This window comes from Mycetocola tolaasinivorans, from assembly GCF_003667565.1.
GTDB lineage: Bacteria > Actinomycetota > Actinomycetes > Actinomycetales > Microbacteriaceae > Mycetocola > Mycetocola tolaasinivorans.
The window spans coordinates 1-15,961 of record NZ_RCUX01000017.1 but is presented as its reverse complement, the minus strand read 5'-3'; the positions used below and the strand labels follow the sequence as shown (position 1 = coordinate 15,961).

Annotated in this window: 13 protein-coding genes and 1 rRNA gene; 9 read left to right on the top strand and 5 right to left on the bottom strand. The window is 67.6% G+C overall.

Features of this window, described 5'->3' with window-relative positions; translation table 11 throughout:
• Nucleotides 1–52 precede the first annotated feature (52 nt).
• Nucleotides 53–2,884, top strand: a complete 2,832-nt coding sequence (locus D9V32_RS15275; protein WP_121649784.1) for a hypothetical protein — start codon at nucleotides 53–55, stop codon at nucleotides 2,882–2,884.
• Between the two features lie 67 nt (nucleotides 2,885–2,951).
• Here the strand turns inward: D9V32_RS15275 and D9V32_RS15270 are convergent, their stop codons facing one another.
• Together D9V32_RS15270 and D9V32_RS15265 are read right to left on the bottom strand one after the other, a co-directional pair.
• A complete protein-coding gene (locus D9V32_RS15270; protein ID WP_121649783.1) occupies nucleotides 2,952–4,037 on the bottom strand; it encodes a serine hydrolase in 1,086 nt (361 codons plus the stop codon).
• 2 nt (nucleotides 4,038–4,039) lie between these two features.
• Nucleotides 4,040–6,016: a M13 family metallopeptidase gene (locus tag D9V32_RS15265; protein WP_121649782.1), complete on the bottom strand. Its 1,977-nt coding sequence runs from the start codon at nucleotides 6,014–6,016 to the stop codon at nucleotides 4,040–4,042.
• A 102-nt stretch (nucleotides 6,017–6,118) separates the two neighbouring features.
• Between D9V32_RS15265 and D9V32_RS15260 the strand changes: the two genes are divergently transcribed.
• Nucleotides 6,119–7,447, top strand: coding sequence for an MATE family efflux transporter (locus tag D9V32_RS15260; RefSeq protein WP_121649781.1), 1,329 nt, complete (start codon nucleotides 6,119–6,121; stop codon nucleotides 7,445–7,447).
• Nucleotides 7,448–7,472: 25 nt separating this feature from the next.
• On the opposite strand, the gene D9V32_RS15255 is transcribed toward D9V32_RS15260, so the two are convergent.
• Nucleotides 7,473–8,537 carry a LacI family DNA-binding transcriptional regulator gene (locus D9V32_RS15255; protein ID WP_121649780.1) on the bottom strand — a complete coding sequence of 355 codons (1,065 nt, stop codon included), beginning with the start codon at nucleotides 8,535–8,537 and terminating at the stop codon, nucleotides 7,473–7,475.
• Between the two features lie 170 nt (nucleotides 8,538–8,707).
• Between D9V32_RS15255 and D9V32_RS15250 the strand changes: the two genes are divergently transcribed.
• The 7 genes from D9V32_RS15250 (at nucleotide 8,708) to D9V32_RS15220 (ending at nucleotide 14,813) form a co-directional block, all read left to right on the top strand.
• Nucleotides 8,708–9,925 (top strand): MFS transporter, encoded by a 1,218-nt coding sequence (locus tag D9V32_RS15250; RefSeq protein ID WP_121649779.1) that lies wholly within the window; start codon nucleotides 8,708–8,710, stop codon nucleotides 9,923–9,925.
• Between the two features lie 61 nt (nucleotides 9,926–9,986).
• Nucleotides 9,987–11,000, top strand: coding sequence for a DUF2804 family protein (locus D9V32_RS15245; RefSeq protein ID WP_121649778.1), 1,014 nt, complete (start codon nucleotides 9,987–9,989; stop codon nucleotides 10,998–11,000).
• A 90-nt stretch (nucleotides 11,001–11,090) separates the two neighbouring features.
• Nucleotides 11,091–11,783, top strand: a complete 693-nt coding sequence (nucS, locus tag D9V32_RS15240) for an endonuclease NucS (protein WP_121649777.1) — start codon at nucleotides 11,091–11,093, stop codon at nucleotides 11,781–11,783.
• A 123-nt stretch (nucleotides 11,784–11,906) separates the two neighbouring features.
• Nucleotides 11,907–12,659 carry an HAD hydrolase-like protein gene (locus tag D9V32_RS15235; protein WP_121649776.1) on the top strand — a complete coding sequence of 251 codons (753 nt, stop codon included), beginning with the start codon at nucleotides 11,907–11,909 and terminating at the stop codon, nucleotides 12,657–12,659.
• 93 nt (nucleotides 12,660–12,752) lie between these two features.
• A complete protein-coding gene (locus D9V32_RS15230) occupies nucleotides 12,753–13,640 on the top strand; it encodes a DsbA family protein (protein WP_121649775.1) in 888 nt (295 codons plus the stop codon).
• A 139-nt stretch (nucleotides 13,641–13,779) separates the two neighbouring features.
• The gene (locus D9V32_RS15225; protein ID WP_121649774.1) at nucleotides 13,780–14,241 is read left to right on the top strand and encodes a DUF3817 domain-containing protein; all 462 of its coding nucleotides are present in this window, start codon (nucleotides 13,780–13,782) and stop codon (nucleotides 14,239–14,241) included.
• Nucleotides 14,242–14,330: 89 nt separating this feature from the next.
• A complete protein-coding gene (locus D9V32_RS15220; RefSeq protein ID WP_121649773.1) occupies nucleotides 14,331–14,813 on the top strand; it encodes a glutathione peroxidase in 483 nt (160 codons plus the stop codon).
• A 66-nt stretch (nucleotides 14,814–14,879) separates the two neighbouring features.
• Here the strand turns inward: D9V32_RS15220 and D9V32_RS15215 are convergent, their stop codons facing one another.
• Both D9V32_RS15215 and rrf read right to left on the bottom strand, forming a co-directional pair.
• Nucleotides 14,880–15,557, bottom strand: coding sequence for a GNAT family N-acetyltransferase (locus tag D9V32_RS15215; protein WP_121649772.1), 678 nt, complete (start codon nucleotides 15,555–15,557; stop codon nucleotides 14,880–14,882).
• 283 nt (nucleotides 15,558–15,840) lie between these two features.
• Nucleotides 15,841–15,957 (bottom strand): 5S ribosomal RNA (gene rrf / locus D9V32_RS15210).
• Between the last annotated feature and the right edge of the window lie 4 nt (nucleotides 15,958–15,961).

Genomic DNA, 15,961 nt, shown 5'->3' with positions numbered 1-15,961 from the left:
TCATCGGAGCCCCACCCGTGCACCGATGGCGACCCGGAGAAGGAGACCCCGCATGAGCACACCGCACAATGGTTCCGCCGCCGAGCGGATCGATGAGCTGCTGGACGAAATCGACATCACCCCGATCGGCCCGCGCGAGCGCGCCCTGATCGACCAGGCCATCACGCTGGCCGACGAGGCCGGCGATGAGGAGCGCGCCTACCAGGCACGCATGCGCCTGACCTCCTCGGCCCACATGACCGGCGACACCGATGCGATGCTGGCCGCCTTTGGCTGGTGCGTCGGTAAGTTCGACCAGGATCCGGTCCGGTTCCCCAACGAGGTGGGCGGCGGAAACGACCTGCTGTTCCAGTACAAGTGGATGGCCGGCCGCGTGGCCTCGAACCCCGCGTTCCCGCTCAGCCAGCTCGACGCGATTCACGCGGACATGTCCGAGCGCTACCGCCGCGCGGGGGTGAGCCAGTCGGGCGTGCTGCAGAGCCGCTTCTCTACCGCGATGGACACCGGCAACCTCGTGGCCGCGGGCCGCTTCCGCGACGAACGCGAACTGATCCCGCGCGATGACTACAGCCACTGTGAGGCCTGCGTGCGTGCCGAGGACGCCGCCTACTTCCGCCTCATCGGCCAGGAAGACACCGCGCTGGCGCTCTTTGACGAGATCATGGAGCAGGGCCTGACCTGCGGTGAGGAGCCCGAGTCGGTCGAGGCAAACTCGCTGCTCGCCCTGCTGCGTGCCGGCCGCCTGGATGAGGCCCGGGCCGTGCACCTGCGCAGCTACCGGGTCGCCCGGCACTCGCCGGATGGCCTGGCGATGGTTGCCGACCACCTGGTGTTCTGCGCCGTCACCGGAAACGAGTCGCGCGGCCTGTCGATCCTCGAGCGTCTCCTGCGGGATCTCACGGTCGACCCGCTGAACCGCATGCTCATCTTCTCGGCCCGTGTCTCACTCGCCGTGTTCCTCGACTCGGTGACCCGCGCCGGCGCCGGATCCACCCCGATCCGTGGTGCCCAGAATGCCGACCTCGCCGCGCTACTGGGAGAAAACCTGGGCGAGCAGCCCACCGCCGAATCCCTCGCAGCGGCCCTCTGGGCCGGGGCCGAGGAGATCGCCGCCGAGTTCAACGCCCGCAACGGTAACACCGCGTTTAGCGACCGGATCGCGCGCGCCCGCCTGCTGGCGGGCGAGCACTATGACCTGCCGATCTCGGCCGAGCGGTTCACCCCGCCGAGCGCCCTGGAACGCCCGGAGGACGCCGCACCGGTCACCACCGCCGACTGGCTGCTCCGCGCCCAGACCGCGATGTTCGAGGAGGATCGGGCCGCGGTGCTCGCGGCCGTGGATCAGGGCCTCGCGGTGCAGGATGGCGACGCGGAGTCGCGCGTGCGCCTCTACAGCTGCGTCATCCAGACCCTCATCGCCGCCGAGCAGGAGGAGGGCGCACGAAGCGCGCTCACCGAGCGCATCGCCGAGCTGCGCACCAGCGGTCACGGTGAGCAGGCGGATCTCGAGGAGCGCTTCGGCCTGCTGATGTTCTCGACCGCAACCGCCGAGGATGAGGACTCGCTGCTCGCGGAGCTCGAGCGGGCCCGCGTGGCCGGGGCCCCGACCGAGGTCGTCCTCGACCTGCTGTTCGTGATCGCCGATCTGCGGATGCGCACCCAGCGCCCCGCGGAGGCCCTGCCCATCGCGATTGAGGCCCTCGCCCTCGCCGAGCAGGGGCCGAAGCGCCTGCTGGAATCGGCCCGGACGCTGGCCGCATTCACCCTGCTGTACACCGAGAATGCCGAGGGCGCGGCGACGCACCTGGACGCCCTGCTGGATGCCGAGGGTGCCCCGCACGTGCGAATGCAGGCCCTGCGTCTGCGCGCCCAGATTCACGGCATGATGGGCACCCCGCGCGCCGGGATCCCCCTCGCCGATGAGCTGCTGGCCCGTACCGCCCGCGGGACCAACCGCGAAAACACGATCCAGGCCGCCCAGCTCGCCGCCAACCTGCTCAACGATGATGAGCGCCCCGGTGAGGCTGCCGCCCGGATCGAGTATGCGATCGACCTCGCCCAGCGTGCCGAATCGGCGCAGCTGATCGGGCTGCGCTTCCTGCTCGGCCGCTACCAGCTGAACGCCGGCGCATTTGAGTCCGCAACCGAGAACCTCGACGAGGCCTACCGCGCCGAGGAGGCCGCCGAGGCCCCGCCCGCGGCCCGCGCCGAAACCCTGTTCTGGCTCGCGCAGGCCGCGCAGGGTGCGGACGAGAACGGCCTCGCCTACGGTGCGTTCAGCCGGGCCATCGAGCTCGCCGATGAGGGTGAGGCAGCCGAGCTCTCCGCCCGCGCGGGGATCCTCCTGGGCCAGCTGTGCAACGGGTTCAACGATCCCGAGGCCATCGAGATTCTCGAGGCGGCCCTCGCCAACGCGCAGAAGACCGAGGATGCCGATCTCGCCGCCGCCGCGCGACACCGCCTCGGCCAGACCCGCGCCAACCACGGAGACGAGGCCGGCCTCGCCGATCTCGACGCCGTGTTGGAGTTCGCCCGCGAACGCGGGGCCGACTGGCTCATCGCCGACGTCACCGACTCCCGTGCCCGCGCGCTCGGGTCGCTCGGCCGAAACGAGGAGGCCATCCAGGCCGCACTCACCGCGGCCGACGCCTACTCCGACTGCGGCGATGAGGGCAACGCGGCGATGAGTGAGCTGTTTGTGGCCCGCGTACTCACCCAGTCCGGCCGCGAGGAGGAGGCGGTGTCGCTGTACACCGCGTCGATCGAGCGTCTGCCCGAGGGGAGCCCCGCGTTTATCGGGCTCAACCTCGAACTCGGCGCGCTGCTCGAGCAGCTGGGCCGGCACGCGGAGGCCGCCGCGGCCCGCGCCCGCGCGGAGCAGTAGCCCCGTCCAAAACGGCGGTGCCCCACGGATCTGATCCGTGGGGCACCGCCGTTTTTGGTGGGGCGAGCTAGCTCACAAAGTCGAGAATCTCGAGTCCAATTTCGCGCAGCGCCTGCTGCACGGCAAAGCCCGAGGTGGCGTCGTTCTCGCGGAACGCGACCTTCAGGGCGAAACACACGCTCGCGGAGGGCCCCCGCACCACGCCCGTCTCGGCACGCAGACCGAGTTCTCGGGAGGCCAGGGCGTAGCCGCCAATACCGAAGCGCACGCCGCCACGCAGGCCCGGATCGAGTCCGAGCGCGCCCACCACGGATCCGGGATAGCTTCCGCTCCCCAGCCAGCGCAGCACGCGTGCGGACACCTCCGGGCTCACGATTTCGCCGCGTTCCAGGTGCCAGATCAGCTCGCTGAGCTCGGTCATGGTGGAGCGCGACACCGCGGCACGGGTACCCGAATCGGCGCGCCGACTCACGCCGTCTCTCAGTACGGTGTTGCGCAGGCGCAACGATTCGGCACGGGCCGAGATGGTGTCGAGGCCAAACTCACGCAGCAGCGCATTCCCCGCGGTGTGATCGCCGCTGCCGGCGAGCAGCGCGGCCGCATCGGGCAGGGAGAGGGTGCTGCGCTCGAGGTGCTGCCAGATACCGGGGCCCTCGGCGAAGTCGGAGTCCTCACGGAGGATGTCCGTGTTCTCACCGCGTTCGGATCGATCGGCGGCCTCGATGAGCAGCAGGATGCGACCCAGCGAACCGATCTGCGAAACCACGTAGTCGTCGACCCGCAGCAGCGGTGCGCCGGTTTCGAGATCACTTACGCGCGCGGACACCCGCATATCGGCGTGCACCATGCGCTCCAGCACCCGCAGCGATCGGGTGAAAAGGGGGCGGGTACCCGCTCCCGAACCACGCTGCCCGGCCGCGGGGTTTTCCCGCTGCCCGCGACGCTGGCCGCGACGCTCGCCGCCCGGTGCCTCGGCACCCGGGTGGCCGTGATCGATCTCTCGGCGGCGGTGCCCCGAGGCGTTTCCCGAGCGTGCGGAACCGGCCGAGCGGCCCGAGACAACCGGGGTGTCGGGGGCTGCCGACGAGGCGCGCCGAGCACGCCCGGGAGTGGATGCCCCCGTGCCCTGCGCGTCGTGCCGGCTGGATTCCATGGTCACCAGATGGTAACCCGCTGGGCGGGTGCAAGCCAGAGGGCATCGCCCTCGCGTACGTCAAACGCGGTGTAGAACTCGTCGATGTTACGCACAATCTGGTTGCAGCGGAACTCGTTGGGCGAGTGCGGATCGGTGGCGAGCAGGCGAATCGCCTCCTCGTCTCGCGAGAGCTGTGCCCAGGCCTGCGCCCAGGACAGGAAGAAGCGCTGCGCGCCGGTCAGGCCATCGATTACCTCGGGCTCGACGCCCTCAAGGGAGAGCAGATAGGCCTGCCAGGCGATCGAGAGGCCGCCGAGGTCGCCAATGTTTTCGCCGATGGTGAGGGCGCCGTTGACGTGGTGATCCGGCACCTGCGCGGGCGCGAGGGCGTTGTACTGCTCGATCAGGGAGGTGGTGCGCTCCTCGAATGCCGCGCGGTCGGCCTCGGTCCACCAGTCGGTGAGCTTGCCGTCACCGTCATAGCGGGAGCCCTGGTCGTCGAATCCGTGGCCGATCTCGTGGCCGATGACCGCGCCGATCGCGCCGTAGTTTGCCGCGGCGTCACGGCCGGCGTCGAAGAACGGGTACTGGAGGATGGCCGCGGGGAACACGATCTCGTTAAAGCCCGGGTTGTAGTAGGCGTTGATCGTCTGCGGGGTCATGAACCACTCGTCGCGATCGATCGGCTTACCGATCTTGGCGAGCTCGCGATCAAACTCGAACGCGGCGCCCGCGCGAATGTTCGCAACCAGGTCACCCGCGCTCACGACGAGGTTGGAGTAGTCGCGCCAGCGATCCGGGAAACCGATCTTCGGCGTGAACTTGCTCAGCTTTTCGAGCGCGCGCTCCCGGGTTTCCGGGCCCATCCACTCGAGCGCCGAAATGGAGTTCTGATAGGCGGCCTCGAGGTGCTTGACGAGGACATCCATCTGCGACTTCGATTCGGCCGGGAAGTGGCGGGCCACGTACTCCTGACCGACGGCCTCACCGAGCAGGCCCTCCACGAGGGAGACGCCGCGCTTCCAACGCTCGCGAATCTCGGGAACACCCGACAGGGTGCGGCCGTAAAAGTCGAAGTTTTCCTCCACAAATGCGGTGGAGAGGTAGGCGGCACCGCCGTGGATGATCTTCCAGCGCAGCCAGTCGGTCCAGGCGTCGAGGTTTTCGGTGGTCAGGAGTGCGGCGATGCCCTCCACGAAGCTCGGCTGACGCACGACAACCTCGGCGAGCGCACCGTCGGGTGCGGCGAGGCCCGCGGCCCAGGCATCGAGCAGGGTGACATCCCCCGCACCGGCAAACAGCTCGCGCACAGCGGGCCACTTGAGCAGGTTGTACTGCGCCTGGCTGTCACGGGCGGCCACGTTGTCCCAGTGGGCGGCGGCGATGCGGGTTTCGAGGTCGAAAACGCGGGCGGCACGCTCGGCCGCGGCGTCGAGCCCGGCGAGGGCCAGCAGGCGCTCGATGTGGCCGAGGTAGGCCTCGCGGATCGCGGCGAAGCGCTCCTCGCGGAAGTAGCTCTCGTCCGGCAGGCTGATGCCGGACTGCTGAACCATGACCAGGTAGCGCTCGGGGTTGCCCGGGTCATTATCAACCCAGAGACCAAAGAACCCGCCGACGCCCGCGCGGTCCAGCTCTCCGGAGACGCGGGCGAAGTCTGCGATCGTGGCGATGGCATCCACCCGGGCGAGCTCGCCGGCCAGCGGAGTGGCACCCAGGGCCTCGATGCGCTCCTCGGCGAGGAAGCTCGTGTAGAGGTCTCCCACCTTGCGGGCGGTGGTTCCGGCCTCGGCGGCGCGGGAGTCCTCGATGATGGTGCGCACGGCCTCCTCGGCCTCCTCTGCGAGCACCGAGAACGAGCCCCAGCGGGACTTATCCGCGGGGATCTCGGTGCGCTCGAGCCAGCGCCCATTGGTGTGCCGATAGAGGTCGTCCTGGGGGCGAATATCGGGGTTGAGGTCGTCGAGAGCGATGCCGGAGCGCGGGGTAGGTGACGTCATCTCTCCAGGGTAAACCAGACTGGCCGTCGGGTGGTCGGTTCCGTCATCAAAGTCCGTCACGCTTTCAGCTTTCTGGGGTTTTGTGCGGGTTTCGCGTAACGTGTGCGGGTGGCCTCACTCAATCGCTCTATCCTCCATCTCGCGGTTCCCGCGCTGGGTGCGCTCATCGCCGAGCCGCTCTTCCTGCTGACGGACACCGCGATGGTGGGCCACCTGGGTGTGGCCGAGTTGGCCGGGTTGGGTCTGGCCGGGGCCGTCCTTCAGACGCTGATCGGTCTGATGGTGTTCCTCGCCTACGCGACCACCCCCGCGGTCGCCCGTCGCATCGGGGCCGGCGACCCCCGCGGCGCCGTTTCGGTGGGCATCGACGGCCTCTGGCTCGCGCTCGGCCTCGGGGTGGTGATCGGCGCGCTGGGCGTGCTGCTGACCCCGTGGGTGATCGCCCAGTTCGGGGCGCAGGGTGCCGCGAGCGCGGCCGCCGAGCAGTATCTCGCCGTCTCGATGGCGGGCATTCCGGCGATGCTGCTGGTCTTCGCCGCGACCGGTCTGCTGCGCGGCCTACAGGACACGATCACGCCGCTCTGGGTCGCCGGAATCGGCTTCGCCCTCAACGCGGGGCTGAATTTTGTCCTCATCTATCCGGCCGGGCTGGGCATCGCCGGTTCGGCCCTCGGTACCGTCATCGCCCAGTGGCTGATGGTGCTGGCCTACCTGCTGGTTATCGCCCGCCATGCACGTCGAGTTGGCGCACGCGTACGGCCCTCCCTCGCCGGGGTGCGCGGATCTGCCCGCGCCGGCGGATGGCTGCTGCTGCGCACCGCGAGCCTGCGCGCCGCAATGCTGTTCGCGATCGCCACGGCCGCTGCCCTCGGGGATCCCGAGCTCGCCGGCTTCCAAATCGTCATGACCCTGTTCAGCACGCTCGCGTTTGCGCTGGACGCCCTCGCTATTGCCGCGCAGGCCCTCGTCGGGCGCGGGCTCGGGGCCGGGGACGTCGCGTTTGTACGCCGCGTGCTGCGCCGCTGCGTGCAGTGGGGTATCGGATCGGGCCTGGTGCTCGGCCTCCCCGTTGCCCTAGCTTCCGGTGTCATCGGCCGTGCCTTCACCACCGACCCCGCGCTGGCCGCCATGATCTCACCGAGCCTCGTGGTGCTCGCCATCGGCGCACCCCTCGCGGGCGTGGTCTTCGTTCTTGACGGGGTGCTCATCGGTGCCGGTGATGCCCGCTACCTGGCCCTCACCGGCGTGGTAAACCTCGCCTGCTTCCTCGCGATCCTGGCCGGGACCAGGCTACTCGGCGTGAGCGGACCCGAGGGCCTCACATGGCTCACCGGCGCGTTCACGATCGGGTATATCGCCGCGCGGGCGGTCACGCTCGGATTGCGCGCCCGCGGCGAGCGCTGGATGCGCACCGGGGTGGTTCCGGCCTAGCGATACGACCCTCAGCCACGGCTGCCTAGACCTCGGGTACCGGCCCCGTCGTGTCTCCCAGCACGAACCTCACCTCAAAATCGGCGGCGGGCACGACCCGGGCGTCTCCCTCGAGCAGCGCGAGTACCGCGCGGCCCGCGGCCTGCCCCTTGGCGTGCGCCGGCTGCCACACGGTGGTGAGGCGGCGCTCGAAGCCGTCCACTCGGATGCCGTCAAAACCCACCACGCTGAGGTCGGCGGGCACGCGCAGCCCCAGCTCCTCGGCCGCGGTGATCACGCCGACGGCGATCAGGTCACTCTGCGCGATGATCGCCGTCGGGCGCTCAGCCGCGGGTACGTCCAGGAGGCGCAGCGCCGCGAGCCGACCGGCCTCCACACGGCTGCTTCCGGCGATCATGCCCGTAATTTCGGGGTACACCTCGCGGGCTCCGCGCAGGCGCTCAAGCATGGTCTCCACGGTTCCCGTGGCCTCGCGCTCCGGGGTCAGCGCCGCCACGACGCGGTGTCGATCCACCGAGAGCGTCACGGTGGCCACGCGGGTGTGGCCGAGGGCCGCCAGGTGCTCCGCTGCCAGCCGGCCACCGCCGAAGTTATCGAGGTTCACGCTCGTCATTTCGGGGCTCGGCGGGCCCTCGATCTGCACGACGGGGACGCCGCGTCCGCCGAGGGTGCGGGCGGTTTCGCTCGCCTCGGTGCCGACGCAGAGCAGCACCAGGGCGTCGATGGGGGCGTTCGCGACGGCCGCGGTGCCGCGATCCAGCTCGGGAATGAGCAGTAGTGAGGCACCGATCTTCTGGATCTCATCGGCGAGACCGTCGAGGGTCTGGATCAGCACCGGGTCGCGGAAGGATACCCCGATGCGATCGGCGATGAGCACGCCGACGATGCCGCTGGTGCCGCGCCGCAGCGACTGCCCGCGGGGGTCCGGGCCGGCATAGTTGAGCTCGCTCGCGGCGGCCATCACGCGTTCGCGGGTGAGATCCGATACCGGTCCGCGGCCGCTAAAAGCGAGGGAGGCGGTGGATGCCGATACTCCGGCACGCTCGGCCACCTCGGCCAGGGTTACCCGCCCGGGATTACGCTCAGTCATCGCCCTGCTCCGTTCGCGACGGCTCGTCCCGGCCGGTTGACCAGAATCGTCTGTATCGGATAGCTTAGGCGATGTTGTTCGTTAATCGAATCGATTCGACACGGGGCGTCGCACTCGCAGAACGCCCATATTCTCCCCGCGCCGCATGCGCCCCAGCTGGAATCGTGACCATGTCTTCCTCCCCACTCACCCACTCGCCCGCGCAGCTCCGCGCGTGGCGAAACGCGCTCTTTGTTGTCTTCCTCCTCAGCGGGCTGAGCATCGCCAGCATGGCAAGCCGGATTCCGGCCCTGCGCGAGAGCCTGGAGATTAACAACGGCACGCTGGGTCTCGTGCTCTTCGGCATGTCCGCCGGATCGATCCTCGGCCTCGCCTCCTCAAACATCATCCGCGAGCGACTCGGCGTTCGTGTGGGCATGCGCACCGCGCTGCTGATCAGCATGGTGGGCCTCGCGATCATGGGGGTCGGATCGACCATCGCACTCCCCGTGGTGGTGATCGGCCTCGCGATCTTCGGTTTCGGTAACGGCGTCGTCGACGTCATGATGAACCTCGACGGCGCCCTCGCCGAGGCTGAGCTCGGCAAGACCGTGATGCCGATGATGCACGCGTTCTTCAGTGTGGGCACCGTGCTGGGTGCACTGCTGGGTTCGATGGCCGCGTTCGCGCACATCCCGCTCTCGGTGCACGTGATCGTGATGGCCGTTCTGATCGCGATCGCCGCGATTGTGGTGGTGCGCTGGATTCCCACCCGCCCGATCGAGCGGCACACCCGCGAGCGGGTGCCCTTCGGCGAGCGCATGCGCGCAAACGCTCAGGTATGGCGCGACCGTCGCCTGCTGCTGATCGGCCTCATCATGCTGGGCATGAGCCTGGCCGAGGGAAGCGCCGGCGACTGGATCGCGCAGGCCGTGGTGGATGGCTACGATCAGCTGCCCGGTACCGGCGCGCTCGTCTACGCAATCTTCGTGTCCACTTTGACCTTGACTCGGTTCGTGGGCGGCCCATTCATCGATAGATTTGGCCGGGTGCAGGCGATCCGCCTGTCCGCGAGCCTCGCGGTGATCGGCCTCGCCCTGTTCATCTTTGCACCGGCATTCCCGCTGGCGCTCGTGGGTGCCGCGGCCTGGGGCGCGGGCTGCGCGCTGGGCTTCCCGGTGGGTATGTCGGCAGCGGCCGAGCACCCCACGCAGTCTGCGGCGCGGGTGAGTGCGGTGGCAATGATGGGTTATGTCGCCTTCCTGGCTGGCCCGCCGGCGATCGGTCTGCTGGGTGAGCACGTTGGCCTGCTGAACGCACTCCTGCCGATTCTTGGCCTGGTGATCATCGCGCTGATCGCCGCTCCGGCCGCCAAGCCCACCGGTCAGGGCACCTCGACAATCGACTAGATTCGGAAAATTCATTCTCCGGTATCTGTCCACATCGGCCAAAGGTCGCTAGTCTGCGGGAATGACCATTGGAGTGCTCAATCACGAGATCACGGCCCCGGTGCGACTGCGTCTCGATTCCGGCGCGGTTAATCCGGCCGCGATCGGGTTCTCGCGCGCATCGCTGCACCACTCGGGCGGGGGCGCGGACGCCCAGTCTCGGCGCGGGGAATACTGGCTACTGACCTCCCCCACCCACGTGATTCAGCTCGCCACCGATCAGGACAGGCGCGGTGTTCAGCAGCGCCTCTGGGCGCTCGATCGGGCCACCGGTACCCGGGTGGAAATCTTCTCCACGCGCTCCCGAGCCACCACCGGCACGCTCCCATCCGAGCCGGAATCCGGCCCGATTCGCGTGCACTCGCTGCGGCTCGACATCAGCATCGACGAGGTGCCCGGCGGCACCCGCGTGCGCGTCTACGGCGAGCGCGTGCAGATTGATGTGCGCGTCGGCCGGGCACCCGCTCGGGATGGCCAGGCGGGTTCGCTCGCCACACACGATGATCGCCTCGGTACCGTTATCGCTCACGATGATCGCTCGTTCGACTACACGCTGAGTGATCTGGCACGGCCGGTATCCGGGCGCGTGGCCATTGACGGAGTCTGGGGCACACTCGATCCGACCACCGCCTGGGCACTGCATGACTTCTCCCGCGGCTGCCGCCGCTCGGGCCCCGCCCTGGTACGCGGTGGCGTCGTGGGGATCACCACCGCCGAGGGCTCCGGTGCCACCCACCGGCTCGGTCTCCGCTTCGGCGCGGGCCTGGGCATCCTGGTAGATGGCAGCCTCGCCTTTGACCCGGCCGGGGTAAGCATCGAGGCCCTGCCGGAGGGCCGCACCCGCGTGTATGCCGCAGGGGCCGACCTCACGTTCACCCCGTTTGAGAACGCCGCGCCGGCAGACACTCCGGCCACAGGGCCCGCATCGGCGAGCGGGCACCATCGCGTCGGCAACTTCACCGGCTGGGTTGACAGCGGCCACGGTCGGCTGAGCGTGCAAGCCCTCACCGGCTGGCTCACCCTCATCGACGCATAGTTCCCGCGTTCCTCGGCTGACGCCCCACCGAATCATCGGTTTGCGCCGCGTGGGGTAGGCCCGCGCAGGTACGGACGATACACTCACTGGGTGCGTTTGGTTATTGCGAAGTGTTCCGTGGACTACGTCGGCCGGTTGGCCGCTCACCTTCCCCTGGCGACCCGGGTCTTGATGCTCAAGGCCGACGGTAGCCTCCTGATCCACAGTGATGGCGGTAGCTATAAGCCGTTGAACTGGATGAGCCCGCCCTGCACGATGCAGGTGCAGGAGCCGAGCCCCGAGCGCGCCGCCGAGGGCGTACGGGAGCTGTGGAAGGTCACCCACGCGAAGACCGGCGACCAGCTCGAGGTCTCGATCTTTGAGATCCAGCACGACAGCGCGCACGAGCTCGGCCAGGATCCGGGCCTGCAGAAAATCGCCGTGGAGTCCGAGCTACAGAAGCTCATGGCCGAGCAGATCGATGTGCTCGGCCCCGGGCACACCCTCGTGCGTCGCGAGTACATGACGGCCATCGGGCCGATCGACATCCTTGCCCGCGATGCCAACGGCGGCGCCGTGGCCGTGGAGATCAAGCGGCGCGGCGAGATCGACGGCGTCGAGCAGCTCACGCGCTACCTGGAACTGATGAACCGCGACCCCGCGCTGCGCCCGGTACAGGGTGTGTTTGCCGCCCAGGAGATCAAGCCGCAGGCGCGCACCCTCGCCGAGGATCGCGGCATTCGCTGCGTCATCCTCGACTATGACGAGATGCGTGGCCTCGACGACGGCTCGCGTCTGTTCTAGCGCCGGCGCTACCGGCTCAGGCCTGTTCTCGTGCCGGTACTACCGGCTCAGGCCTGGGCGCGGGTTCGGAGGGACTGTCGCAGTCTGCACGCTCCTCGGGGTGCTTCCGTATGATGGGGAAGTATGTCGACATCCTCTCTCCCCACGACCACCGTTAGCGCGCCCTCGGCCGATTCCGCACGGAACTCCCCCGCATGGAGCTGCGTGCTGCTCGACCTCGATGGCACCCTGATCGACTCCGCCCCGGGCATCATCGAACGTCTCGGCCGCACGCTGGAGTCGCTCGGTCACCCGCGTCAGGACGATGCCGAAATGATGCGCTGGGTCGGCCCGCCGCTGCTGGATTCCTTCCGCGACTTCGCCGGCCTGAACGCCGAGGATTCCTGGGCCGCCCTCGAGCGCTACCGTGAGCTCGCCGGTCAGGAGGATGCCTCACACCTCACCTACGTCTATCCCGGTATTCCCGAGTTCCTGACCCGGCTCAATGACGCCGGTGTTCCGCTCGCCCTGGCGACCTCGAAGCCCGAATCCCAGGCCGTCCGCATCCTCGACCACTTTGGGCTGCGCTCTGCGCTGACCGTGCTCTGCGGCGCCAGCGAGGACGAAACCCGCAGCGCGAAGGCCGACGTGGTCGCCGAGGCGCTCGTGCGTCTCACCGCCGCCGGTGTTGACGTGAGCGCACCGATCATGATCGGCGACCGCCATCACGATATCGATGGGGCCCGCGCAAACGGCATCCCGACCTATCTGGTCAGCTGGGGCTATGCGGTGCCCGGCGAGGAGGAGGGCGCACTCGAGGTCTTTGAGTCCGCTGACGTTCTGGCAACACGACTCATCGAAGAGTATGCCGGAACAGACACCGCCGAGTCGCTTTAAGGAAGATAACAGTTTCAGGCGGAGGCGTACGGGTACCATCTAAGGAGCAACTTCGCGCGCCGCGAGGATTCGTGACACCGATTGGGAAAACACATGGCATCGAGTGATCCGGGCAACGACCCCGACAAGATGAGCAAGAAGGACCGCCGCGAGCACATGCGCGAGGTCGCACGTCTGCGTCGCGAGGAAGAGCTCAAGCGCAAAAAGCGCAACCGCATCATCACGCAGATCAGCGTGGTTGTGGGTTCGCTCGCGGTCATCGCGCTGGTTGTGGCACTCGTGGTGAACACCACCGCACAGAACAACCGTCCGGGCCCCGCAAACATGCTGAGTGGGGGCATCCAGTTCACCGGTGCAGCGGGCAAGATCGAGGCGACCAAGACCGCCGAGCTCAAGGCTGGCGCCACCCCCGTCGCCCACAAGCCCGAGGCCGGCAAGACCAACGTCGTGCTGTACGTTGACTACCTCTGCCCCCTCTGCAACCAGTTCGAAGAGGCCAACATTGACAGCCTGAAGGACATGGTTGGATCGGGCGAGGCAAACCTCGAGATCATCCCGATCAGCATCCTGGATCGCCTGTCGCAGGGAACCAAGTACTCGACCCGCGCCGCAGCCGCTATGGCCTGCGTTGCAAACTACGAGCCCAACGGCTTCCTCGACGCCAGCGCGGCACTGTATGCCAAGCAGCCCGAGGAGAACAGCTCGGGTCTCAAGAACGCCGAGATCGACAAGATCATCCGCGATTCCGGTGTGAAGAACGACAAGATCACCCAGTGCATCAACGACGGCACCTACAACAACTTCGTGACCTCGACCACCCAGCAGGCCCTCGCGGGCCCGCTGCCCAACACCGATGTCCCGAAGGTCACCGGTACCCCCACCATCCTGGTGAACGGCAAGCAGTACTCGCCGCCCCAGAACATCGGCTGGGGCAACACCAACGACTTCTTCAAGTTCGTTGAGCAGGTCAAGGCCAGCTAATAGCACGGCTCTCGAACGCCGGCACGGATTCACTCCGTGCCGGCGTTCGGCATTTAACCGCCCGGGTGAAGCGGCCAGGGTTGCCGACACAATGTCGACTAGGCTTGAGTGACCGCCCCCGACATTCAAAGAGGCCCCCATGACTCCGCGCCGGCTGTACCGTATCGTTGCTCTCGCCGAGGCGGTGACGTGGACCCTGCTGATCGCCTCGCTCATACTCAAGTACGGGTTAGATGCCAATCCGATCGTGACGACCATCGCCGGCGGCATCCACGGCGTTGTGTTCCTCGCCTTCGCGCTGGCCTCGATCCTGGTGGGCATCAATCAACACTGGGCATTCGGTCGCATCATGCTGGGCGTTGTGGTGGCGGCCATCCCCTACGCCACGCTGCCGTTTGAGCGGGTGCTGGAGCGCGGCGGGCACCTCGCCGGGCAGTGGCGTACCGAACCCGGTACTGACCCGCGAGACCGCGGCCTGCTGCCGCGCCTGGTGATGTGGCTGGTGCGTCATCCGGTGCTGTTTGTTGCGCTGTGTGTCCTCGCCGTGGCCATCGTCGCGACCGTACTGTTGATCCTCGGACCCCCGATCGGCAAGGGATAGCGGACCTCTGGAGACGGTGCAGCACAATCCGCATCAAACGCTCAGGCACACGCGTAGCGCGTTTGGATACACCGGCGTATCCTAATGACATGACCGACGGAACAATTGAGCTTCTCCGCAATGACGGAACCACCGAGCACCTCTCCGACTATGCCGACCAGGTGCTGCTCGTGGTGAACCTTGCCAGCAAGTGTGGCTTCACCCCTCAGTATGAAGCGCTCGAGGCGCTTCAGCAGAAGTACGCCGACCGCGGTTTTACCGTACTCGGCTTCCCCTCAAACCAGTTCCTGCAGGAGGGCGGCAGCAACGAGCAGATCGCCGAGTACTGCCAGGTCACCTGGGGCGTCACGTTCCCCGTCTTTGAAAAAGCCAAGGTAAACGGACGCAACCGCCACCCGCTCTACAGCGAGATCATCGATGCCAAGGACACCGCGGGCCTCGCCGGACCGGTGCTCTGGAACTTTGAAAAGTTCCTCGTTCTGCCCAACGGTGAAAAGCACCGCTTCCGCAGCAAGACCACCCCGGACGACCCCGCGCTGGTTGAGCTCATCGAGGCAAACCTGCCCCGCTAAGCGCCGATATACCCCCGGGTGGTCCCACGGGACGCCCGGGGGTTTTTGCTGCCCGCAGAGCCTGCGCTACGCGTTGGCAATCAGCCACCTCTCCGCCGCGGGTGGCAGCGCGCGATCTGCATAGACGCGACGCAGCGGTGCCCCCACATTTTCCACGGAAGCCGCGGTCGCGCCCTCCCACATCAGCTCGAGACCCAACCGTTCCAACACGGTGATCGACGCCGGGTTGTTCGTGAGGACGCGGGCAGTGATCGGAATACCCGGGGCGCACTCCCGGGCCGCACGTAGCGCCTCGCGGGCCACCTCGGTCGCGAAGCCTCTCCCCCAGGCCGCCGGGCTCAGCCGGTATCCGATGTTCCACACCCCGCCGTCCGCAACATACTGAGCCCCGCCGCTGCCGATGAACGTTCCGGCCGGCAGGGGCGTGCCGACGGGGTTTCGGCCATCACGCCGAACCCCGGACGCTGGGTCTGGGTCTGGGTCTGGGTTGCGGTCGGGGGCGGGGTCGATTGCTGGATCCGGGAGAATACGGATACCCCACATACCGAGCCCAAGCTGCCGATGACTACTCATTGAGGCCTCAATCTGTAGACGCGCCTGTTCCGGGGTCGTGAATCGGCCCGCTGGCAGGTGCGTCCATGTCGCGGGATCCCCATAGATCCGAAAGACATCCGCTTCATCCGCAGGATGAAGCGGATCGAGGCGAAGGCGTTGCGTCACACGGGCGGAGCTAAACGAGGGCATTACCCCACGCTAGTGGAGGCATCAGACAGTACACGGCCGCCTCCTCGGATGCGAGAGTGTGAGCCCGGTTAAACAGTAAAAGCCTCACCCTCCAGGCAAGACCACAACCACAACCACACACACCCCACACACACGCTCTCTGGGCAAGGCACAGCCGCGCCAACCCACACACCACAAACACCCCACACCCCACCCGCCACACACAGGTGCGGGTTAAACAAGAAAAACCCCGACCTCGAAAGGCCAGGGCTTAAACCTGCAACACACAAAGTGTTGTAAAGAAGTCCGGCGGTGACTTACTCTCCCACAGGGTCCCCCCTGCAGTACCATCAGCGCAAAGAGCCTTAGCTTCCGGGTTCGGAATGTAACCGGGCGTTTCCCTCTTGCTATAACCACCGAAACAC

Coding starts and splice junctions, on each gene's coding strand:
- D9V32_RS15275 (WP_121649784.1), top strand. CDS start 53: ATGAGCACACCGCACAATGGTTCCGCCGCCGAGCGGATCGATGAGCTG.
- D9V32_RS15270 (WP_121649783.1), bottom strand. CDS start 4,037: ATGGAATCCAGCCGGCACGACGCGCAGGGCACGGGGGCATCCACTCCC.
- D9V32_RS15265 (WP_121649782.1), bottom strand. CDS start 6,016: ATGACGTCACCTACCCCGCGCTCCGGCATCGCTCTCGACGACCTCAAC.
- D9V32_RS15255 (WP_121649780.1), bottom strand. CDS start 8,537: ATGACTGAGCGTAATCCCGGGCGGGTAACCCTGGCCGAGGTGGCCGAG.
- D9V32_RS15250 (WP_121649779.1), top strand. CDS start 8,708: ATGTCTTCCTCCCCACTCACCCACTCGCCCGCGCAGCTCCGCGCGTGG.
- D9V32_RS15245 (WP_121649778.1), top strand. CDS start 9,987: ATGACCATTGGAGTGCTCAATCACGAGATCACGGCCCCGGTGCGACTG.
- D9V32_RS15235 (WP_121649776.1), top strand. CDS start 11,907: ATGTCGACATCCTCTCTCCCCACGACCACCGTTAGCGCGCCCTCGGCC.
- D9V32_RS15230 (WP_121649775.1), top strand. CDS start 12,753: ATGGCATCGAGTGATCCGGGCAACGACCCCGACAAGATGAGCAAGAAG.
- D9V32_RS15225 (WP_121649774.1), top strand. CDS start 13,780: ATGACTCCGCGCCGGCTGTACCGTATCGTTGCTCTCGCCGAGGCGGTG.
- D9V32_RS15220 (WP_121649773.1), top strand. CDS start 14,331: ATGACCGACGGAACAATTGAGCTTCTCCGCAATGACGGAACCACCGAG.
- D9V32_RS15215 (WP_121649772.1), bottom strand. CDS start 15,557: ATGCCCTCGTTTAGCTCCGCCCGTGTGACGCAACGCCTTCGCCTCGAT.